An 18,791-nucleotide genomic window follows, 5' to 3' on the forward strand; every position below is an offset into this window, starting at 1 on the left:
CATTACCTGCGGGCAATAATCCGTCTGACGGGAACGGGTTCCGCCGCGGACCCGGCCGAAATTGCAAGGTCGAACGGAACAATTTTCGTAGCTTCGGATGCGCGCGCGATCAGCGCGTGGTTCGGCGGCACCTCTGTCCAGTCCGTTTCCTTGTCGAACGGCTCGGACACCACGATGACCTGGCCGCCGGCCTCGCGGAAATAGAGCGTGTTGGCGGCGTCGTTGACGGCAACGCGGAATGCGTAGAGGTCGCGTCCGTTTGCGATCGCGCTGGTGAAGCGCATTCGCTCACGAAGCTGGCCCTCGTTGACGAGGCCGACCAGCGATTGCAGCACGGCGCGCGTTGCGCCCAGCGGATCGGCGTCGAGGCCGGCGCCCATCATGCCGAGGAACACCGCTTCCGAGTCGGTCGTTCCCAGGCGCGAGGGATAATAAGCGTCGGGTATCAGCGCCTCGACCTTTCGCCGCAGCCGGTTCCAGCTGCCGACGAAGCCGTTATGCATGAACATCCATTGCCCGCAGGCAAACGGATGGCAGTTCTGCCGCGTCACCGCAGTGCCGGTGGCGGCGCGCACATGGGCAAAGAACAGGTGTGAGCGCAGATGGCGGCAGAGGTAACGCAGATTTTCATCCGACCAGGCCGGCCGCGTCTCGCGATAGAGGCCGGGCTCCGGATGTTCGCCATACCAGCCGAGACCAAAGCCATCGCCATTCGATCCCGCCGTCGACTGCAGCGACCGAATGCTCTGCGCGACCAGCGAATGTTCGGGCTCGGTGACATAAGGCTCGAACGAGGTGGTCTCGCCCCGGTATGCGATCCAGCGGCACATGCGGCCTTCCTCTCAGGCGGTGAGTGCATCGTGAGCTGAACCAACGAGGGGCCTGCTTCGGGGTTCCCACTGTTCCGAGCGCGACGGCCCGAAGCGGGTTGCGTTCATCGCGTCGCCGTGTAGAACAGCCGCGGGTGCTCGCTGCATGTGGCAGCGACAGGTCAAGCGATGGTCGGGCCGCCACGCAGAATGCGTGTGCACCCATGAACGATCAGCTGCCCGGCCGGCACCAGCCGAAATCCCCGTTTGTCGTTGCGCGAGCGCTCACCGCGCTCCAGCAGTTTCTGCATGTCGAGGCCGTCAGCGGCGTCGTGCTGCTGGTGGCTGCGGCCGCAGCACTGCTCTGGGCCAACTCACCCTTCGCCCATTCGTATCATGACGTCTGGAACTTGCCGATTTCACTTCATCTCGGCGGATTCGTCTTCGTCAGATCGCTGCATTTCTGGATCAACGATGCGTTGATGACGATCTTCTTTCTGGTCGTCGGCATGGAGATCCGCCGCGAGCTCCACGAAGGCGCGCTGAGCAGGTTCGACCAGGCCATTCTTCCGGTGCTGGCCGCTGCCGGCGGTGTGGTTGTCCCCGCGCTGATCTATTTGAGCTTCAACACGGTCACGGGACGCAGCCAAGGCTGGGCGATCCCGACCGCGACGGATATCGCCTTTGCAGTCGGCGTGCTCGCACTGCTGGGACGATCGATCCCCGCCAATGTCAGGGTGTTTCTGCTGGCCCTGGCCATCATCGACGACATCATCGCGGTTCTCATCATCGCTCTGTTCTACAGCGGCGGACTCAATCTCTACGGCTTCGTCGCCACCGCACTCGGCGTGCTGTTGGCGCTCGGATTTCAGCGGCTCGGCTTCAGCTCCGCGTTTGCCTATGTCCTGCCTGGCTTCGTGGTCTGGGCCGGCTTCCTCATGGCCGGCGTCCATCCGACGCTTGCGGGCGTCGTGCTCGGCTTGATCACGCCGGTCCGCTCGGCGCAGCCCGAGATCGCGGCGCCCGTCATTCGCGTCGAGACGGCACTGCATCCCTGGGTCGCTTACGCCATCATGCCGCTGTTCGCGCTGGCTAATGCCGGCGTTGATCTCCGCAGCACCGAATTCGCCCGCGGCGCCCAATTCGTCACACTGGGCATCGGGCTTGCGCTTTGCGCGGGAAAGCCGATCGGTGTGATCGGCGCGACCTGGCTTGCGGTGCGCATAGGTGGATGCCGACTGGCGCCAGGCGTGACATGGGCCGCCGTCGGCCTGATCGGACTCCTTGCCGGCATCGGCTTCACCATGTCGATCTTCATCGCGATGCTCGCGTTCACCGATGAAGGATTGCTGGACGCCGCGAAGTTCGGCGTGCTGCTCGGCTCCCTCATCTCGGTGACGCTCGGTCTCGGATGGGGCGCCGAATATGCCCACCGGCAGCGCGCGCACGGCGATCACTGACGCGGCCGCGCTGGAGCCTACCCAACCCGGCCAACACGGAACCCGATGCGGCTGCTGGTCGCAGTCCTGTCGGCTTGATTCCGGCTCACCCGGCTTTATCTCTGAGGAGAACAAGAATCCGGGCCCCTCTGGCGAGGACGCCGACACATGTCGGCCAAACCTCGCGATGTCGGATGACCTGTCCCGCGCGAATGCGATGGATCGGCCGATTGTCGGGCCTTCTTCAGTTCCCTCCGACCAAATCGTCCCCATCGCAGCTCCGCGCGGCCATTTCGCAAGATTGAGGAGCGACGATGTCTGACGTCAAATATTCCAATCCAATCGAGATCACCGAGCCGACCAGCCTGAACGAGCAGGCTGCGGTGGCGCTGGTCATTGCCGGCGCGCTCGTCGCGGTGGCGGATCGCCGCGTCTCGCCGGTCGAGCGCGATGAAGTGGTCCGCTTCATCAGGGATCGCGCATTGGCGCCGCATATCAGCGATCAGCGGCTGTTTGCGATGTTCGACGAGCTGGCGGAACGATTGGAGGAGCCGGACTTTGCCAATGTGGTGATCGACACGCTGCGGCCGGTCTCGAACATGCCGCTCTCGTCGCATCTGATGGAGCTGTCGGAACGCGTCGCGGCCGCGGACGAGGACGTGCATCCCCATGAAGTGCAGGCGATCAAGCTGCTGCGGCTGCTGACACTGGTGTTGCCGCGGGCCAAGCAGGTCGGGCCAAGTCAAGTCGGGTCTGGCGGGGCGAGCACCGCCCCAAAGGAGTGAGCATGAGCGCAGCATCGGACGAGCGGGCCTCTGGCACCGAGGGCACCACCGGCCAGATGGCCGGCGGCGACCCGCGCCTCGACAAGCTCGTTCATCGGCTGCCGCCGCGCTTAGGTGATACCGTCTCCTATCTGCTCAAGCCGTCCAGTCGCTGGATGAGGATTCCTTCGGGGGCGCTGCTCGTCGTCGGCGGCGTGTTCTCGTTCCTGCCGGTGCTCGGCGTCTGGATGCTGCCGCTCGGTCTTGCGCTGCTCGCCGAGGACGTGCCCGCGCTGCGCTCGTGCCGCTCAAAGGTGTTCGACTGGATCGAGCGCCGCAAGCCGCAATGGCTCGATCCGTCCGTCCCGAAACCTGATCAATCATGACCGAATTCATCACGACCGATGCGCTGACCGCGCTGTTCCAGGTCGTTCTGATCGACCTCGTGCTCGCCGGCGACAACGCCGTCGTCATCGGCCTCGCCGCGGCGGGCCTGCCGGCCGGGCAGCGCCGTCGTGCCATCGTCGTCGGTATCGTTGCGGCCACGGCCCTGCGCATCGCCTTTGCCGGCGTTGCGACCCAGCTTCTGCAGGTGATCGGCTTGCTGCTTGCCGGCGGCGTGCTGCTGTTGTGGGTGTGCTGGAAGATGTGGCGCGAGCTGCGGGAGCAAGCCACACATTCCAGCGAGCTTGCGTTCAGCCATGGCGGCAGTGGGAGCACTGCACCGATGCCGCGCAAGACGTTCAAGCAAGCCGCGTTGCAGATCGTGGCGGCCGACGTCTCCATGTCGCTCGACAACGTGCTCGCGGTTGCCGGCGCGGCGCGCGAGCATCCCTACATCCTGGCGTTCGGCCTCCTGCTGTCGGTCGGACTGATGGGTGTTGCCGCCGACCTGCTCGGCCGCGTGCTCCAGAAGCAGCGCTGGATCGCCTATGTCGGCCTCGCCATCATCGTCTACGTCGCGTTCGAGATGATCTATCGCGGCTCGCTCGAGCTGGCGCCGGTCATCGCAAGTCTCTGAGCGCTGCCTTCATTTTCTGCCTTCGTCTTCCCGGAGTGATCGATGTCGTCTGAACCCAAAGCACCTTTGGCGAGCCCGCCGGTCGGCCTGTTTCCGCGGCTGATCTTCGGCTCACGCTGGCTGCAATTGCCGCTCTATGTCGGCCTCATCGTCGCGCAGGGGGTCTACGTACTGCTGTTTCTGAAGGAGCTCTGGCACCTGGTCGCGCATTCGTTCGAGGCCAGCGAGCAGCAGATCATGCTGGTCGTGCTCGGGCTGATCGACGTCGTCATGATCTCGAACCTGCTCGTGATGGTGATCGTCGGCGGCTACGAGACCTTCGTTTCGCGCCTGAATCTGCGCGGCCATCCGGACGAGCCGGAATGGCTGAGCCACGTCAATGCCAGCGTGCTCAAGATCAAGCTCGCGATGGCGATCGTCGGCATCTCCTCGATCTCGCTGCTCAGAACCTTCATCGAGGCCGGCAATCTCGGCACGACGCGCAGCAATTTCACCGAGACCGGCGTGATGTGGCAGGTGCTGATCCACCTGACCTTCATCATCTCGGCGATCGGCATCGCCTGGGTCGACCGCCTCAGCGACAATGGGTCTCGCAAGGAGTCGGAGCACGGCTGAGCGCAGCTCTATCCGGCGAGAACTCCTGCGCAGACCTGGAACTCGCTGCGTCATTAACAGAGTATGGAGGCGCGAATGTCGAAGCGGAGCAAATGCCCGTATTTAACCGGGCTCTTTCAGGGACGCGCGGTCGTGCCCGCAGAATGGCGGCCTCGTGCCAGCGTCTCGGACGGCGTTTCGCCGAAGGCGCGCCTGTAGCTCATTGCGAAGTCGCCGAGATGCCAGAAACCGTTGCCGATCGCGGCGGCCTTTACGGTCAATCCGCTGCCTCCGGTCATGAGCTGGACGCGAACGGCCCACATCCGCTTGAGACGCAGATAGTGATGCAGGCTGACGCCGTGCACGGCTTGCGTTGCAATCTGGAGCGTGCGCGCAGAGACGCCGAGCGCGGTGGCAAGGTCGTCGCTATAAAGCGGCTTGCTGCCGAACAGCTCGACGATCTCGTCGAGCTGCGCAATCAGCTTGCGATGCTTGTCGAATGAACGGGGACGGGCGGTGCGTGCGCCGGTCGGCAGCAGAATCGCGTCGAGGGCGGCGAGCAGTGTTTCCTGGATCGGGCGGTTGAGCGCCTCGAACCGCCGGGGATCGTCGCATGCAGACGCCAGCGCGAGCATTTCCACAAAAATGGCGCGCAGGCGCGCCATCGGATCGTCCTGAGTGTGAATATAGGCGAGGCCGGTATCGAAGTCCGCCCATCCGCGATGCCGCATGTCCGAGTTGAAGCGCAGCATGAGATAGGTGTTGGGTTGATGCTCGATCGACAAGACGGGCGCTTTGCCGCGCACGACGGCGATCGTCGAGCTGTCGACCTCGCGGCCATTGGCGATCGAGTGAAAGGCAAACGGGACAACGAGGCCGATGCCGCTGTCCGTCCCCATCTCGGCTTCGTACCGCCGCGCAAAGGCCCGCTGCAGCACGAATAGCCCGTTCTGGAGCGGCAGGATGGCGCGTGATAGCGAGAATTCGCGCGGACGAAGCGGCGTGCTGGTTCCGAGGCCGAGCACCTCGTTGGCGCGAAACTCGCTGAAGTCCGAGAAGCGCTCGATGTTCAGGACACGCGATGGCTTCAGCCGATCGACCGGCATGTCGGGATCCCTGGAGGTGAGGGGCAACTGGCGGAAACCCGAAGAGATATCAACGCCGGAGCATCAGCCATATTCCGGGAAACTACTGCCAATTCAGGCGCGATTCATGATGCGTGCGATTGCGCGGGGCGCGCGGGGACCAGGCGGTGTGCGAAAATGCCGCATCTTCCGTCGCTCGCGCCCGCCGCGAAATCGCGCAGGGTTGCGTCGGGGTCGTGATGCGGCGCATAGACGAGGGCGCCGAGATCGCATTGCGCATCGAACATGGTCGCCTCCGCTTTTAAGAATAGATCGGGGCCGCGGCCGGTTCCGCCGCGACCCCCTATGTTGGATCACGCGGCCGGCGGGCCGTTGATGATCTGGAGCTGGGTGAACTCGGCGAGACCTTCCTCGGCGAATTCAGTCCCGATGCCCGATTGTTTGGCGCCGCCGAACGGGATGTGCGGGGCCATGTCGAGATGCTTGTTGATCCACACCGTGCCGGACTCCAGGCGCGTGGCGACCTCATGCGCGCGGTCGATGTCGGACGACCAGACCGAGGCGCCGAGGCCGTAGGTCGTGGCGTTGGCGCGGCGGATCACGTCATCCTTGTCCGAATATTTGATCAGCGGCAGCACCGGGCCGAACTGCTCCTCGTCGACCAGTTTCGAGCCTTCCTTGATGTCGCGCACGATGGTCGGCTCGATGAAATAGCCGGGACGGTCCATCGCGGCGCCGCCGGCGACCACCTTGCCGTTCTTGTGCGCGTCCTCGAGGAACGCCTTCACTTTCTCGTACTGCATCTTGTTCTGCAGCGGCCCGAGCTTGGTGCCCTGCTTGGAGCCGTCGTCGACCACGGTGCTCTTGGCGATCGCGACCAGCTCGTCGCAGAGCTCGTCGTAGACGGATTCGTGCACATAAAGCCGCTTGATGGCGAGGCAGACCTGGCCGGAGTTCTGGAACGCGCCTTCGAAGATGCCGGGCGCGACCTTCTTCGGATCGACGTCGTCGAGCACGATGCCGGCGTCGTTGCCGCCGAGCTCGAGCGTAATGCGCTTCAGCGTCTGTGCAGCGCTCGCCATGACCTTCTGGCCCGTCGCGGTCGAGCCGGTGAAGGAGATCTTGCGGATATCGGGGTGCTTGGTCATCTCGCCGCCGAGGTCGTTGGCGTCGGTGATGAAATTGAGCACGCCCTTCGGCACGACGTCCTTGATCAACTCGGCGAAGCGCAAGGAGGCGAGTGGCGTGGTCGGCGCAGGCTTCACGATCAGGGTGTTGCCGGCGATCAGTGCGGAGGGCAGCTTGAAGCTGAGGATCAGGAGCGGATAGTTCCAGGGGATGATCGCGCCGACGACGCCCAGCGGGCGGCGATAGGCCTCGACCTTGCGATCGCCGGAGTTCTCGATGACCTTCATCGGCAGGTCGAGCGAGCCGAGATAGCGGAAGAAGGCGGCCATGCCGAGCACCTCGCCGGTGGCGTCCGCCAGCGGCTTGCCCTGTTCGGAGGTCAGCAGGCGCGCGAGCTCGCCCGAATTGGCCTCGATCACGTCCGCCATTTTCATCACGACCTTGCGGCGGTCCTCCATCGACGTCGCGGCCCAGGCCGGGAAGGCGGCCTTCGCGGCGGCAACGGCCGTATCCAGCTGCGACTTCGAGGCGCGGGGGCACTGTGCCACCACCTCTTCGGTCGCGGGATTGAGAACCGGCATGGTCATGTCGCCGGGCACCATTTTGCCGTCGATGAGAAGATTGAAGTCACTCATAGGCTTTGCGCTCCCTTTAAAGAACGGGCCGTTCGGGCCTCGTTATATCTACTCATAATTCACGCTTCTCGATGGCCGACCATGACGGCAGGCTCGATCAATTCCAGAAAAAGCGGCTAGACGCAGCCCGACTTATCGATATATCGTAGTGGATATAGCGAACTGTGTTCCGGAACTGGCAATGGAAATCAAGGTGAGGCAGCTCACGACCTGCGAGGTGTCGGCCGACGGCGGTGCGATCTCGCTGGGCTTCGAGGACGTTACGGGGAGCACCGCAGCCGTCAACGTCTCGCTCAACCAGGTCGGCGCTCTCATCATGACGCTGCCTGGGCTGCTGGAGGCGGCGCTGAAGGCCCGCTATGGTGACCAGAGCCTTCGCTATGCCTATCCGCTTGCGTCCTGGGCGATCGAGCAGTCGACCGACACGACGCAGCGTATCATCACGCTCCAGACCGAGGACGGCTTCAAGGTCCGCTTCTCGATCCCGAAGGCAGAGCAGGGGCTGCTGGGCGAAGCGCTGACGCAGCCGATGTCGGAAGCGACGGTACGGCCGAACTGATGCCTAAGAGGATTTGCGCGAACGGGCTATGTCGCTCTTGAGCGCTTCCAGATCCTTGTGCACCGCGCGTGCGGCGTCGCGCTCGATCTTGCGGTAGCGCGCGACGAGCTTTTCGCCGAACGGTGTGAGCATTGCGCCGCCGCCGTTCTTGCCGCCGGCCTGCGGTTCGACCGCAGGATGGCCGCAGATGCGGTTGATTTCGTCGACGAGATCCCAGGCGCGCTTGTAGGACATGTCCATGGCGCGTCCGGCCCCGGAGATCGAGCCTTGCGCGCGGATCTGCTCGAGAAGCTCGATCTTGCCGGGTCCGATCCGGTCCTCGCTGTCGAGGTCGATCCGAAGGCTCAGTTGGGGGAGCGATTTGGCGCTCGCGCGCGACATGACAGGCTCTCTTGAATGGCTCTAAACGGAGATTGCCATTCTTGCCCGTCGCGGACAAGGAGGAGCGCGGCCTGCACCGTCATCGCACGGCGTGCATCTCCAGAAACGCCTTCACGCCGGTCACGGTGCCGGTGTCCGACGGCACATAGCCGGGAAGGGTGGCGACGGCGGCGCGAAAATCGGCGCTGCGGATGATCTCAAGGATGCGCTTCATGGGTGCGGTATCCAGAAAAGCGCGCTTGCACACGAAGAAATAGTCCTCGGTGAGGATGCGAATGAAATCGAGGCCGAAATGCCGCGCGGCCGCCTCGACGCCAAAGCTCGCATCGGCCATGCCGCTCGCGACATAGGCCGCGACGGCAGCGTGGGTGAACTCGATCTGCTGCGCGCCGTTGATCTTGCCTTCGTCGATGTTGTGAGCCGCGAGCAACTGGTCGAACAAGAGGCGGGTGCCGGAATCGTGGTCGCGGTTGACGAAGCGGACGTTCGGCTTGGTGAGATCATCGAGCGAAGCAATGCGCAGGGGATTGCCACGTGCAACCATCAGCCCCATCTCGCGCGTCACGAAACTGATGATGCGGTCCTCGCGCGGATCGAGCCATTCGCGCGCGGCCTTGATGCCCTGGGCGCGCAACGCGCCGTGCGGCAGATGCAGGCCGGACAGGTCGCAGGCGCCCTGCGCCAGCGAGACCAGCGAGTGCTGGTTGCTGACATAGCGCAGATCGACGCCGATGCCGGGCTCGCGGTCGAGGAATTCGCGCAGCTTGGCCACAGCAAAGCCGTGGCTGGCATGGACGCGGATCACGGAAGGGCGCTGCTCGAGGAACGGCTTGATCTCGCTCGCAAGCTCCTGCGCCAGATTCTCCAGCTGCGGCCCGAGCCGCGCCTGCATGCGCTCGCCGGCCCACACCAGCCGCTCGCCGAACGGCGTGAGCTTCGAGCCCTTGCCGCGCTGGGTCTCGACCAGCGGAGTTCCGAAGAACTCCGACCATTGCTCGATCAGATTCCAGACATGCCGGTAGGACAGGTGCGCATCGCTGGCCGCGCTTGTGATCTTTCCGGTCTTCCGGATTTCATTGAGGATCCCGAGCATGACCACCGCGGTGCGCGGGCTGCCTTCGTGGCGAAACCGCCAGACGGCCTCGATCTCGATCTGAAGCATCTGACAACCTTATGAACTTAGCTTCATATATGGTGCGTCCATTTGCAAACCATATCATATTTACTCCAGACAATAGCTGCCTAGTCTGGCATACCAGATCAGGAGGAAATATGATGTCTGTTGCATATGACTTTGCGCATTCGCCGGCCACCGAATTCATGGCGCGGCCGCAGCATCTGCTCATCGACGGCCGCCGTGTGCCCGCGAGTTCCGGCCGCACCTTCAAATCCCTCAATCCTGCCACCGGGCAGGTCATCGCTGTCGTTGCCGAAGGCGGCGAGGCTGACGTCGAGCATGCGGTTGCCGCCGCCCGCTGCGCCTTCGAGGGCCCGTGGCGCACGATGCGCGCCTCCGAGCGCGGCCAGATCCTGCTGCGCTGGGCGGATCTGCTCAAGCGTCATGCCGACGAGATCATCGAGCTGGAGTCGATCGATGCCGGCAAACCGATCTCCGCGACGATGCGCCAGGACTTTCCCGCCGCCGTCGACACGCTGACTTATTACGCCGGCTGGGCCGACAAGATCAGCGGCGACGTCGTGCCGGTGCGTGACGATGCATTGACCTACACCGTGCGCGAGCCCGTCGGCGTGGTCGCGGCGATCGTGCCGTGGAATTTCCCGCTGATGATCGGCATGTGGAAGCTCGCGCCGGCGCTGGCCTGCGGCTGCACCATCGTGATGAAGCCGGCCGAGCTGACCTCGCTATCGGCGCTGCGCATCGCCGAGCTTGCGCTCGAAGCCGGCCTGCCGGCAGGTGTCTTCAATGTCGTCACCGGACCTGGCCGCGTCGTCGGAGATGCCCTGGTCAATCACCCCGACGTGGACAAGGTGACCTTCACCGGCTCGCCGGGTGTGGGGCGCGGAATCATGAAGGGCGCGGCGAGCAACTTCAAGCGCGTCTCGCTCGAGCTGGGCGGCAAGTCGGCCAATGTGATTTTCGACGACGCCGATCTCGAAGCAGCCAGCAAGGCTGCGGCCTCCGGCATCTTCTTCAACGCCGGGCAGGTCTGCTCCGCCGGCTCGCGCGTGCTGGTGCAGGAGAGGGCCTATGACGAGGTCGTTGAGCGTCTCGCCGCGCGTGCGAAGTCGATCAGAATCGGCGACCCACTCGACCGCAAGACCGCGCTCGGTCCCGTCATCTCCGAGAAGCAGATGAAGTCGATCCTCGACTATGTCGATATCGGGCAGAAGGAGGGGGCAAGGCTCGTCACCGGCGGCGAGCGTGTCGGCGAGCGCGGCTATTTCATCGGCCCGACCGTGTTCGCCGATGTCGCGCACGAGATGCGGATCTCGCAGGACGAGATTTTTGGTCCCGTCGTCAGCGTCATCAAGTTCAAGGATGAGGCCGATGCGCTGCGGATCGCCAATGGCACCGCCTACAGCTTGGCCGCCGGCGTCTGGAGCCGCGACATCGGCAAGCTGCAGCGCTTCGCCAGACGGGCGCGCGCCGGCACCGTCTGGATGAACACCTATGGCTACACCGACGTGCGGCTGCCCTGGGGCGGCGAGCGTGACTCCGGCCTCGGCCGCGAGCACGGCACCGCCGCGCTCGACAATTTCACCGAGCCCAAGGCTGTGTGGATGAATCTGGCCGTCTGATAACCTCCCGATCGGCCAATCCTGGAGCCCGCTTGATCCCGTCAGGCGGGCTCTCTTTTCAGAAAAGATAAAATTGTCCGCAATCCGCTCAGCAGCGACAAACCCTGCAGATAAGAACCGTGCCGTCTTAAACCTCGGCTTTGGAACCGGCGTGCATCCTCACGGCAAAAGGGTGGGGCAACAACATGTCAGTTCTCAAGGAGGTCGTCGCGGCGGTCGCGGGAGTCTACGCACTCCTGTTCGTCTGCGACGCATTGTTCGGCGTCGGTGAGACGCGTTTCGACGATTCCTATTACAGCGCCAGCTTCTACGCGCCACGACCGAAGGAGTTCCGGTTTGCAGACGGGACCACGCCGGCTGCGCGCGTCAGCGATGCTTTCGCACAGTTCTCTGCGGTCGAAGCCAAGCCGAACAAGCGCTACTCGTCGCTGACGACGATCATCCGCTAAGCGCGCTCGGCTGCGTGGTCGTTGCTTGGGTGCTGTCCCGCGCGCTGCGGGATCAGCAGCAGGCAGACCACCATGAATGCTGCGATCACGAGCGAGGCCAGCGGCCGGCTGAGGGCAAGTCCGCCGTGGTCGAGCGGCTTGTCGAGGAAGTCGCCGACGGTCGCTCCCAATGGTCGCGTGAGGATGAACGCGGCCCAGAACAGGGTCACGCGCGAGACGCGGGTCCAAAAATAGAGTGCGGCGACAATGGCAAGCCCAGCTGCGAAGATCAGCGCGCCGCCACCATAGCCCATGTCGCAGGTATCGGCGATCCAGTCGCCGAGCGCGGTGCCAAGCGTTTGCGAGAAGGTGATCGTGCCCCAATAAAAGGCCTCGACGCGGGGCGTGCTGACGCTGTTGACCGAGATGGTTCCTTCAGCGCGATACCAGAGGCCAAGCACCAGCACGAGGCAGGCGAGGAGCAGCGTCGAGCCGCCGGTATAGCCGATGCCGAGCGAGCGGTCGGCGAGGTCCGCCATCGTCGTACCGAAGGTGGTTGAGGCCACGATGGTCGCCCAATACAGCGCCGGGTGGAGTTTTGTCGCGCGGATTTGTGCGGCGACCAGGACGATCATCGCCGCCAGGAACAGGAACGTGCCTGCGAGGTAGCCCCAATTCAGCGTCATCGTCACGGTGTCGCCGCCGGTCTCGCCCAGCGTCGTGGCGGCGATCTTGATGATCCAGAACCCGAGCGTGACTTCGGGGACCTTGCTCTCGCTGACGAGGCTTTGGCTTCTGGCGCGATTTTCCATTGTCCTCGTCGCGTTCGGCGTAGCCGGAACAAGATCAGTCGCGTTGTCGACTCTGTGTCAGGTGGCCAACGACGATGGCGGAAATCAGTTTCGGCTTGAGCGACCACGAGAAAGTGACGAGCGGCGATGCGGCTGCCTGAGCCTCACTCCCCCTGGATCCATTCCGCGACGCCGCGCCACAGCGTGTCGCGGTGCTCGGGGCGGAAGAAGCCGAAATGGCCGATCGCCTTGGCGCCGACGTCGGACGGTTGCACGGTGAGCACCTCCGGCTCGATCGCGGTGAATCCGCCAGTCAGCAACTCGACCGCCGGTCGTGTCGCCCAGGGATCGTCGGTGAAGCAGAGCGCGCGCAGCTCGCCCTTGAACTTGGCAAAATTCTCCAGCGCCGGCAGCTTTGAATCGAAGAGATAGCGCGGGCTCGAGACCCAATCCGCCCATTGCAGAAAGACGCCCTTCGGCAGATCCTCGCCGATGCCGGCCCAGCCCGGCGCGTAGCCGAGTGCGTGAGCCAGCGGCACGCCGACGAAATTCATGAAGGCGTAGACGCGGTATCTCTCCGGTGACGTCATCAGCCGCCAGGTCGCGGCCTGCGAGGCGACGAACGCGGCTCGCGAAATCTCGCTGTTGTTTTCGATCAGCCCGAGCGCCTGGCCGCCGTAGGAGTGGCCGACATAGGCCAGCGGCAGGGTGTTATAGCGCTCGCGCATCCAGCGGACCGCGGCGGTGACGTCTTGCGCGGCCCAGTCCGACATCGAAGCCTTGAAGCCGACCAGCGATTTCGGCCGGTTGTAACCGACCATTGCCGGCAGCCGGGAGTCGCCGATGCCGCGATAGTCGTAAGTGAGCACCGCGCAGCCGCGATGGGCGAGGTAGGAGGCAAAGCCGCGATAGATTTTTCGCGGGACGGCGGTCGCCGAATTGATCAGGACGGCATGGCGCTTGACTCCGCGCGGCAGGAACAGGGTGCCGGTCAGCGCATACCCGTCGGTCGCCGGGAAGCTGATCTCGTCGATGAAAACGTCGTCCAGTGCCGCGTCCATGGGGAAAGCTGTCTTGCCGGTTTCCGCTGCCATCCCCAGCAAATGCGAATTCGGCTTTGCTCGCAAGGGTTTGCATCGCGAAACGGATTTACAACTGGCGGTGTCGCGCCAGCCTGTGTATAAGGCGGCCCTCGCAACCCACAGATCAGGTTGCACTTTTTGCTTCACGGAGAGATTGCGATGTCCGAGCGGTGGACGCCCGAGTCCTGGCGCAGCAAGCCGGTGCTACAGGTGCCCGATTATCCCGACGCCAAGGCTTTGGCCGACGTCGAGGCGCAGCTTGCAACCTTTCCCCCGCTGGTGTTCGCGGGCGAGGCGCGCAATCTGAAGAAGGCGCTGGCCCGCGTTGCGGCCGGCGAGGCCTTCCTGCTCCAGGGCGGCGATTGCGCCGAGAGCTTTGCCGAGCATGGCGCCAACAACATCCGCGACTTCTTCCGCGTGCTGCTGCAGATGGCGGTGGTGCTGACCTATGCCGGCGCGGTGCCGGTGGTGAAGGTCGGCCGCATCGCCGGCCAGTTCGCCAAGCCGCGCTCCTCGCCGACCGAGAAGGTCAATGGCGTCGAGCTGCCGAGCTATCGCGGCGACATCGTCAACGACATCGCCTTCACCAAGGAAGCGCGCGTGCCGGATCCGCAGCGGCAGCTGATGGCCTATCGGCAGTCGGCCGCGACGCTGAACCTCTTGCGCGCGTTCGCCACCGGCGGCTATGCCAATCTCGGCAGCGTGCATGAGTGGATGCTCGGCTTCCTCAAGGATTCGCCGCAGTCCCGCCGTTACAAGGAGCTGGCCGACCGCATCTCGGACGCGCTCAACTTCATGCGCGCCTGCGGCCTCGATCTCGAGAGCCATCCCGAGCTGCGCGCCACCGATTTCTACACCAGCCACGAGGCGCTGCTGCTCGGCTACGAGCAGGCCATGACCCGCGTCGATTCCACCACGGGCGACTGGTACGCGACCTCGGGCCACATGATCTGGATCGGCGATCGCACCCGGCAGCTCGATCACGGCCATGTCGAATATTTCCGCGGCATCAAGAACCCGATCGGCCTGAAGTGCGGCCCGTCGCTCAAGCCCGACGAGCTGTTGAAGCTGATCGACGTGCTCAACCCCGACAACGAGCCGGGCCGGCTGACCCTGATCAACCGCTTCGGCTCCGACAAGGTCGCCGATCACCTGCCGGGCCTGATCCGCGCGGTGAAGCGCGAAGGCAGGGTGGTGGTCTGGTCGTGCGATCCCATGCACGGCAACACCATCACCTCCACGACGGGCTACAAGACGCGGCCGTTCGACCGCGTGCTGTCCGAGGTGAAGTCGTTCTTCACGATCCATGCGGCGGAAGGCACCCATGCCGGCGGCGTGCATCTCGAGATGACCGGCCAGGACGTCACCGAATGCATCGGCGGCGCCCGCGCCATCACGGACGAGGATCTCAACGACCGCTACCACACGGTTTGCGATCCCCGCCTCAATGCCGAGCAATCCATCGACATGGCTTTCCTGGTCGCGGAGCTGCTGAAGCAGGAACGCGCCGGCAAGGTCAGGCCGATGCCGACTGCAGCGGGGCTCTAGCACCTTGCTGCGGATCTGGAAGGCCACGATCAATTCCCGCAACGGTCTGGCCTTTGCGTTCCGCTCGGAACAGGCCGTCCGCGAGGAGATCTTTGCGCTGATCCTGTCGCTGCCGGTGGCGTGGCTCGTCGCGGCGACCGCGACACGCGCGGTCGAGCTGGTTTGCTCGGTCGCCTTCGTGCTGGTGGTCGAGCTGCTCAACACCGCGATCGAGAAGCTCGCCGACCGCCTGACGATGGATCACGACAAGCAGATCGGGCGGGTCAAGGACATGGGCTCGGCCGCAGTCGGCGTTGCACTGTTGATGGCCGGCGCGTTCTGGATCATCGCCATCATCGAGCGATTGGGGTTCCTCTAGCTCGCGGAGAGTATCGATTGGGCGTCGGCACCCGAGGCTCCTTTACCTCTCCCCAACGGGGAGAGGTCGATTTGCGTCTCGCGATGCGCAGCATCGTCGAGCACAAATCGGGTGAGGGGGCTCAGGCCCTGCGAGAGACTGTAACCCCTCACCCGGATTGCATCTTCGATGCAATCCGACCTCTCCCTTTGGGAGCGGTGAAAGCGAGCGCTCTATGACCGAACGTCTCAACGCATTCGCGGTCACGCTCGCCCAGCTCAATCCGACCATGGGCGACGTCGCGGGCAATGCCGCCAAGGTTCGCTCGGCACGCGCGCGAGCGATCGCCGATGGCGCCGATCTCGTGCTGTTTCCGGAATTGTTCATCGCCGGCTATCCGCCGGAGGATCTGGTGCAGAAGCCGGCCTTCCAGGCCGCCTGCCGCGCGGCCATCGAAGCGCTGGCGCGCGAGACCGCCGATGGTGGGCCGGCGTTGCTGGTCGGCACGCCCTGGGTCGAGGACGGCAAGCTCTACAATGCCTGCGCGCTGCTCGACGGCGGGCGCATCGCCGGCTTGCGGTTCAAATGCAATCTGCCGAACTACGGCGTGTTCGACGAGAAGCGGTTGTTTGCGCGCGGGCCAGCATCGGGCCCCGTCACCGTGCGCGGCGTGCGGATCGGCGTGCCGATATGCGAGGACATCTGGCTGGAAGAGTCCGAGGATTACGAGAACGTGGTCGAGACGCTGGCCGAGACCGGCGCCGAGATCATTCTGGTGCCGAACGGCTCGCCGTATGCCCGCGACAAGAACGATGTGCGTCTGTCGGTCGCGGTCGCGCGGGTTACCGAGAGCGGCTTGCCGCTGGTCTATCTCAATCAGGTCTGCGGCCAGGACGAGCTCGTGTTCGACGGCGCCTCGTTCGCGCTCAATGGTGATCTCTCGCTCGCCGCCCAATTGCCGGCGTTCGCTGAGAGCATCACCACGCTGCGCTTCGCCCGGACCGGCGGCGATTGGCGCTGCACCGGTCCGATTGCCGAGCAGCCCGAAGGAGACCGCGCCGATTACGCGGCCTGCGTGCTGGGCCTGCGCGACTATGTCAGCAAGAACGGCTTTCCCGGTGTGCTGCTCGGCATTTCCGGCGGCATCGATTCCGCGCTGTGCGCCGCGATCGCGGTCGACGCGCTCGGCGCCGATCAGGTGCACGGCGTCATGCTGCCTTATCGCTACACGGCGGCACACTCGATTGCCGATGCCGGCGAGCTCGCCGGCCATCTCGGCATCCGCTACGAAGTGCTGCCGATCGCGGAAGCGGTGGGTGGGTTCGAGACCATCCTGGCCGGCATCTTCAAGAACCTTCCGCCAGATATCACCGAGGAAAACCTTCAGGCCCGCACTCGCGGGACGCTCCTGATGGCGATCTCCAACAAGATCGGGCTGATGGTGGTGACCACGGGCAACAAGTCGGAAATGTCGGTCGGCTATGCCACGCTCTATGGCGACATGAACGGCGGCTTCAATCCGATCAAGGACATCTACAAGACGCAGGTGTTCCGGCTGGCGGCCCTGCGCAACACCTGGAAGCCCGACGGTGCGCTCGGACCGGCCGGCGAGGTGATCCCGCCCGACATCATCACGCGTCCGCCGACGGCGGAGCTGCGCGAGAACCAGACCGATCAGGATTCATTGCCGCCCTACGACGTACTCGATGCGATCCTCGAGCGCCTGGTCGAACGCGAGGAGCCGCTCGACCAGATCATCGCGGCGGGCTTTGACCGCGAGACGGTGACCCGCATCGACCATCTCCTCAACGTCGCCGAATACAAGCGCCGCCAGGCCGCGCCCGGCGTGAAGGTGACGCGGAAAAATTTCGGCCGCGACCGGCGTTATCCCATCACCAACCGCTTCCGCGATCGCGGCGAGAAATTGCCCGCGCCCGATGAGACGCTGGTGTCGCGCGGCAGCAAGGCGTCGATCGACGCGTTCGAGGGGTGAGTTTCGCCGACGCGTGCGAGGCAGGTGGTCTCGCCGCCCGTTCCGCCGTCATCATCCGCGAAGGCGGATGATCCAGTACGCCGCGGCGGATATCGTGAAAACCAGCTGCCGCCGCGGCGTACTGCATGCCCCGCCTTCGCCGGGCATCCAGTTGAGTTTGGAGCCGCCTACTTCTGCTGCTGCGGCAGGAAGGTCGGGCCGACCGAGCGGATCGGCTTGTTCTCCGACGAGGTGGTGGGGGCTGTATCCGCAGGCGGTGGGCCCCCCGCCGGTGCTGTTGCCGTCGTCGGCGCGGGAGCTGCGCCCTTCTTGCCGTTCGCAGGCGTGCCCTTGTTGAGCCGCTGCTGCTGCATCTTTCTGGCGCTCTCCTCGGTGACGATGATGTCACCCTGCTGCTCCACGGCCGCCTTGTCGTCGGCCGATTTCAGCGCGTCGGCCCAGCTCTGCCCCGCCGCCTTGCACGAGCAGGACGGGTTGAACTCGCTGCGGAATTTGAAGGCGGTCGGCAGCGACGTGTAGGGCTGGCCGCTGATCGAGACCGCGGAGTTCATGTCCTCGCCGGGATTGCGGTGGGCGTAGAGCACGGCTTCGGCCGCCGGGCAGAGCGCCTTGCAGGTCTTCTCGTCGTCGGGGAAGCGCGCCGGCACGGTCGCAAACGAGATCGGGAAATAGGCGCCGTCGCAGGTGCGCACGCAGACGGTGCGATAGGTGCCGGATTGCGGGCCGAGATCGGGGGGCGGCGCACTTGGCGGATTGTTGGGGTTGTTGCCGCCGCCGAACAGATTGCTCAGGAAGTTGCCGCCCTGTGACTGCGCGGCGTTGGCGTATTGCGGACCGCAATTGTTCTGCGCGAGCGCAATCAGCACCGAGCGGCGCTGGCTGTCGCGTTCGGGGCTGCCGCCGGCGCCGCCACCGCGCAGGCGTTCGAGATTACCGGTGATCTGGTCCAGATTGGCGCGCATCTGCTGGATCTGGGTATTGACCGGGCCGCATTGCGCCGACTGGCCGTTGAACAGCGAGAAGAAGCCGGAGGAATCGCAGCCCATGCGCTTGGCCTGCATGGTGACGCGGTCGAGCTCGGCCTGCTGGCGGGTCTGGGAATCCTGGTAGCGGCGGATCTGGTCGTCGCGCGCGGGATCGCCGCTCGCCCCGCGGTCGAGCGCGGCGAGCTGTCCTTCCAGCCGCACGCACATCGGGTTCGGTCCGAGCCCGCCTTGGGCCGGCGGAGGCGGCGCGCCGGGCGGGCCGGCCTGCGCAAAGGCGTCAGTGGCGAGCACGACGCTGAGAAGCACGGTGCAGGCAAGGAGGAAGCGGGGACGGGACAGAGACAAAAATTCAGGCATATCCGCCATTCTAGCGAAGTCACGGCCCCAAGTGACTTTCCAATGTGATTTGGGGGGCCGAAGCGCGCCCTCCAATAGCCGCTTCCTGCGGCAT

The 18,791-nt window shown here is 64.7% G+C and carries 20 protein-coding genes; 11 read left to right on the forward strand and 9 right to left on the reverse strand.

Features of this window, described 5'->3' with window-relative positions; genetic code table 11:
• Positions 1-2: 2 nt before the first annotated feature.
• Positions 3-830: a class II glutamine amidotransferase gene (locus JQ587_RS14200; RefSeq protein ID WP_212425686.1), complete on the reverse strand. Its 828-nt coding sequence runs from the start codon at positions 828-830 to the stop codon at positions 3-5.
• A gap of 203 nt (positions 831-1,033) precedes the next feature.
• On the opposite strand from JQ587_RS14200, the gene nhaA reads away from it, so the two are divergent.
• From nhaA to JQ587_RS14225, 5 genes are all read left to right on the forward strand, one after another.
• On the forward strand, positions 1,034-2,269 hold the full coding sequence (nhaA, locus tag JQ587_RS14205; protein WP_212425687.1) for a Na+/H+ antiporter NhaA: 1,236 nt from the start codon (positions 1,034-1,036) through the stop codon (positions 2,267-2,269).
• A 293-nt stretch (positions 2,270-2,562) separates the two neighbouring features.
• The gene (locus tag JQ587_RS14210; protein WP_212302525.1) at positions 2,563-3,033 is read left to right on the forward strand and encodes a tellurite resistance TerB family protein; all 471 of its coding nucleotides are present in this window, start codon (positions 2,563-2,565) and stop codon (positions 3,031-3,033) included.
• 2 nt (positions 3,034-3,035) lie between these two features.
• Positions 3,036-3,398, forward strand: a complete 363-nt coding sequence (locus tag JQ587_RS14215; protein ID WP_212425688.1) for a hypothetical protein — start codon at positions 3,036-3,038, stop codon at positions 3,396-3,398.
• Complete coding sequence (locus JQ587_RS14220) at positions 3,395-4,033, forward strand: TerC family protein (protein ID WP_212425689.1); 639 nt, start codon at positions 3,395-3,397, stop codon at positions 4,031-4,033. The genes JQ587_RS14215 and JQ587_RS14220 overlap by 4 nt, the downstream gene beginning before the upstream one ends.
• Before the next feature lie 42 nt (positions 4,034-4,075).
• Positions 4,076-4,648 (forward strand): TIGR00645 family protein, encoded by a 573-nt coding sequence (locus tag JQ587_RS14225; protein WP_212302528.1) that lies wholly within the window; start codon positions 4,076-4,078, stop codon positions 4,646-4,648.
• A gap of 116 nt (positions 4,649-4,764) precedes the next feature.
• On the opposite strand, the gene JQ587_RS14230 is transcribed toward JQ587_RS14225, so the two are convergent.
• The 3 genes from JQ587_RS14230 to JQ587_RS14240 all read right to left on the reverse strand — a co-directional run bounded on the left by JQ587_RS14230 (position 4,765) and on the right by JQ587_RS14240 (position 7,475).
• On the reverse strand, positions 4,765-5,733 hold the full coding sequence (locus JQ587_RS14230) for a helix-turn-helix domain-containing protein (RefSeq protein WP_212302529.1): 969 nt from the start codon (positions 5,731-5,733) through the stop codon (positions 4,765-4,767).
• Between the two features lie 104 nt (positions 5,734-5,837).
• On the reverse strand, positions 5,838-5,999 hold the full coding sequence (locus JQ587_RS14235) for a hypothetical protein (RefSeq protein WP_212425690.1): 162 nt from the start codon (positions 5,997-5,999) through the stop codon (positions 5,838-5,840).
• Between the two features lie 66 nt (positions 6,000-6,065).
• Entirely contained in the window at positions 6,066-7,475 is a 1,410-nt protein-coding gene (locus tag JQ587_RS14240) for an aldehyde dehydrogenase family protein (protein WP_212425691.1), read from the reverse strand.
• A gap of 181 nt (positions 7,476-7,656) precedes the next feature.
• Here JQ587_RS14240 and JQ587_RS14245 point away from each other — a divergent pair, with 181 nt between their 5' ends.
• On the forward strand, positions 7,657-8,034 hold the full coding sequence (locus tag JQ587_RS14245; RefSeq protein ID WP_212425692.1) for a hypothetical protein: 378 nt from the start codon (positions 7,657-7,659) through the stop codon (positions 8,032-8,034).
• 3 nt (positions 8,035-8,037) lie between these two features.
• Here the strand turns inward: JQ587_RS14245 and JQ587_RS14250 are convergent, their stop codons facing one another.
• Positions 8,038-8,415: a winged helix-turn-helix domain-containing protein gene (locus JQ587_RS14250; RefSeq protein ID WP_212425693.1), complete on the reverse strand. Its 378-nt coding sequence runs from the start codon at positions 8,413-8,415 to the stop codon at positions 8,038-8,040.
• A 79-nt stretch (positions 8,416-8,494) separates the two neighbouring features.
• Positions 8,495-9,577: a substrate-binding domain-containing protein gene (locus JQ587_RS14255; protein WP_212425694.1), complete on the reverse strand. Its 1,083-nt coding sequence runs from the start codon at positions 9,575-9,577 to the stop codon at positions 8,495-8,497.
• Between the two features lie 113 nt (positions 9,578-9,690).
• On the opposite strand from JQ587_RS14255, the gene JQ587_RS14260 reads away from it, so the two are divergent.
• Positions 9,691-11,175, forward strand: a complete 1,485-nt coding sequence (locus JQ587_RS14260) for an aldehyde dehydrogenase family protein (RefSeq protein ID WP_212425807.1) — start codon at positions 9,691-9,693, stop codon at positions 11,173-11,175.
• A gap of 185 nt (positions 11,176-11,360) precedes the next feature.
• Positions 11,361-11,624 (forward strand): hypothetical protein, encoded by a 264-nt coding sequence (locus JQ587_RS14265; protein WP_212302537.1) that lies wholly within the window; start codon positions 11,361-11,363, stop codon positions 11,622-11,624.
• Here JQ587_RS14265 and JQ587_RS14270 read toward each other — a convergent pair.
• The gene (locus tag JQ587_RS14270; protein ID WP_212425695.1) at positions 11,621-12,415 is read right to left on the reverse strand and encodes a COG4705 family protein; all 795 of its coding nucleotides are present in this window, start codon (positions 12,413-12,415) and stop codon (positions 11,621-11,623) included. The two genes, JQ587_RS14265 and JQ587_RS14270, sit on opposite strands and share 4 nt — an antisense overlap.
• Before the next feature lie 143 nt (positions 12,416-12,558).
• Positions 12,559-13,455, reverse strand: a complete 897-nt coding sequence (locus JQ587_RS14275; protein ID WP_212425696.1) for an alpha/beta hydrolase family protein — start codon at positions 13,453-13,455, stop codon at positions 12,559-12,561.
• A 180-nt stretch (positions 13,456-13,635) separates the two neighbouring features.
• Here JQ587_RS14275 and JQ587_RS14280 point away from each other — a divergent pair, with 180 nt between their 5' ends.
• The 3 genes from JQ587_RS14280 (at position 13,636) to JQ587_RS14290 (ending at position 17,354) form a co-directional block, all read left to right on the forward strand.
• Positions 13,636-15,024: a class II 3-deoxy-7-phosphoheptulonate synthase gene (locus JQ587_RS14280; protein WP_212425697.1), complete on the forward strand. Its 1,389-nt coding sequence runs from the start codon at positions 13,636-13,638 to the stop codon at positions 15,022-15,024.
• Between the two features lie 4 nt (positions 15,025-15,028).
• Positions 15,029-15,382 (forward strand): diacylglycerol kinase, encoded by a 354-nt coding sequence (locus tag JQ587_RS14285; RefSeq protein WP_212302541.1) that lies wholly within the window; start codon positions 15,029-15,031, stop codon positions 15,380-15,382.
• A 214-nt stretch (positions 15,383-15,596) separates the two neighbouring features.
• Positions 15,597-17,354, forward strand: coding sequence for an NAD+ synthase (locus JQ587_RS14290; RefSeq protein WP_212425698.1), 1,758 nt, complete (start codon positions 15,597-15,599; stop codon positions 17,352-17,354).
• Positions 17,355-17,521: 167 nt separating this feature from the next.
• Here the strand turns inward: JQ587_RS14290 and JQ587_RS14295 are convergent, their stop codons facing one another.
• Positions 17,522-18,706, reverse strand: coding sequence for a DUF2865 domain-containing protein (locus tag JQ587_RS14295; RefSeq protein WP_212425699.1), 1,185 nt, complete (start codon positions 18,704-18,706; stop codon positions 17,522-17,524).
• Between the last annotated feature and the right edge of the window lie 85 nt (positions 18,707-18,791).

The sequence above is a fragment of the Bradyrhizobium manausense genome, from assembly GCF_018130615.1.
Classification (GTDB): Bacteria; Pseudomonadota; Alphaproteobacteria; order Rhizobiales; family Xanthobacteraceae; genus Bradyrhizobium; species Bradyrhizobium manausense_A.

Bases quoted from the DNA above. Each gene is read 5' to 3' on its own strand.
- JQ587_RS14295 (WP_212425699.1), bottom strand. From the start codon at position 18,706: ATGGCGGATATGCCTGAATTTTTGTCTCTGTCCCGTCCCCGCTTCCTC.
- JQ587_RS14235 (WP_212425690.1), bottom strand. From the start codon at position 5,999: ATGTTCGATGCGCAATGCGATCTCGGCGCCCTCGTCTATGCGCCGCAT.
- JQ587_RS14225 (WP_212302528.1), top strand. From the start codon at position 4,076: ATGTCGTCTGAACCCAAAGCACCTTTGGCGAGCCCGCCGGTCGGCCTG.
- JQ587_RS14265 (WP_212302537.1), top strand. From the start codon at position 11,361: ATGTCAGTTCTCAAGGAGGTCGTCGCGGCGGTCGCGGGAGTCTACGCA.
- JQ587_RS14270 (WP_212425695.1), bottom strand. From the start codon at position 12,415: ATGGAAAATCGCGCCAGAAGCCAAAGCCTCGTCAGCGAGAGCAAGGTC.
- JQ587_RS14215 (WP_212425688.1), top strand. From the start codon at position 3,036: ATGAGCGCAGCATCGGACGAGCGGGCCTCTGGCACCGAGGGCACCACC.
- JQ587_RS14245 (WP_212425692.1), top strand. From the start codon at position 7,657: ATGGAAATCAAGGTGAGGCAGCTCACGACCTGCGAGGTGTCGGCCGAC.
- JQ587_RS14230 (WP_212302529.1), bottom strand. From the start codon at position 5,733: ATGCCGGTCGATCGGCTGAAGCCATCGCGTGTCCTGAACATCGAGCGC.
- JQ587_RS14250 (WP_212425693.1), bottom strand. From the start codon at position 8,415: ATGTCGCGCGCGAGCGCCAAATCGCTCCCCCAACTGAGCCTTCGGATC.
- JQ587_RS14210 (WP_212302525.1), top strand. From the start codon at position 2,563: ATGTCTGACGTCAAATATTCCAATCCAATCGAGATCACCGAGCCGACC.
- JQ587_RS14240 (WP_212425691.1), bottom strand. From the start codon at position 7,475: ATGAGTGACTTCAATCTTCTCATCGACGGCAAAATGGTGCCCGGCGAC.
- JQ587_RS14280 (WP_212425697.1), top strand. From the start codon at position 13,636: ATGTCCGAGCGGTGGACGCCCGAGTCCTGGCGCAGCAAGCCGGTGCTA.
- JQ587_RS14275 (WP_212425696.1), bottom strand. From the start codon at position 13,455: ATGGACGCGGCACTGGACGACGTTTTCATCGACGAGATCAGCTTCCCG.
- nhaA (WP_212425687.1), top strand. From the start codon at position 1,034: ATGAACGATCAGCTGCCCGGCCGGCACCAGCCGAAATCCCCGTTTGTC.
- JQ587_RS14255 (WP_212425694.1), bottom strand. From the start codon at position 9,577: ATGCTTCAGATCGAGATCGAGGCCGTCTGGCGGTTTCGCCACGAAGGC.
- JQ587_RS14220 (WP_212425689.1), top strand. From the start codon at position 3,395: ATGACCGAATTCATCACGACCGATGCGCTGACCGCGCTGTTCCAGGTC.
- JQ587_RS14260 (WP_212425807.1), top strand. From the start codon at position 9,691: ATGTCTGTTGCATATGACTTTGCGCATTCGCCGGCCACCGAATTCATG.
- JQ587_RS14200 (WP_212425686.1), bottom strand. From the start codon at position 830: ATGTGCCGCTGGATCGCATACCGGGGCGAGACCACCTCGTTCGAGCCT.
- JQ587_RS14290 (WP_212425698.1), top strand. From the start codon at position 15,597: ATGACCGAACGTCTCAACGCATTCGCGGTCACGCTCGCCCAGCTCAAT.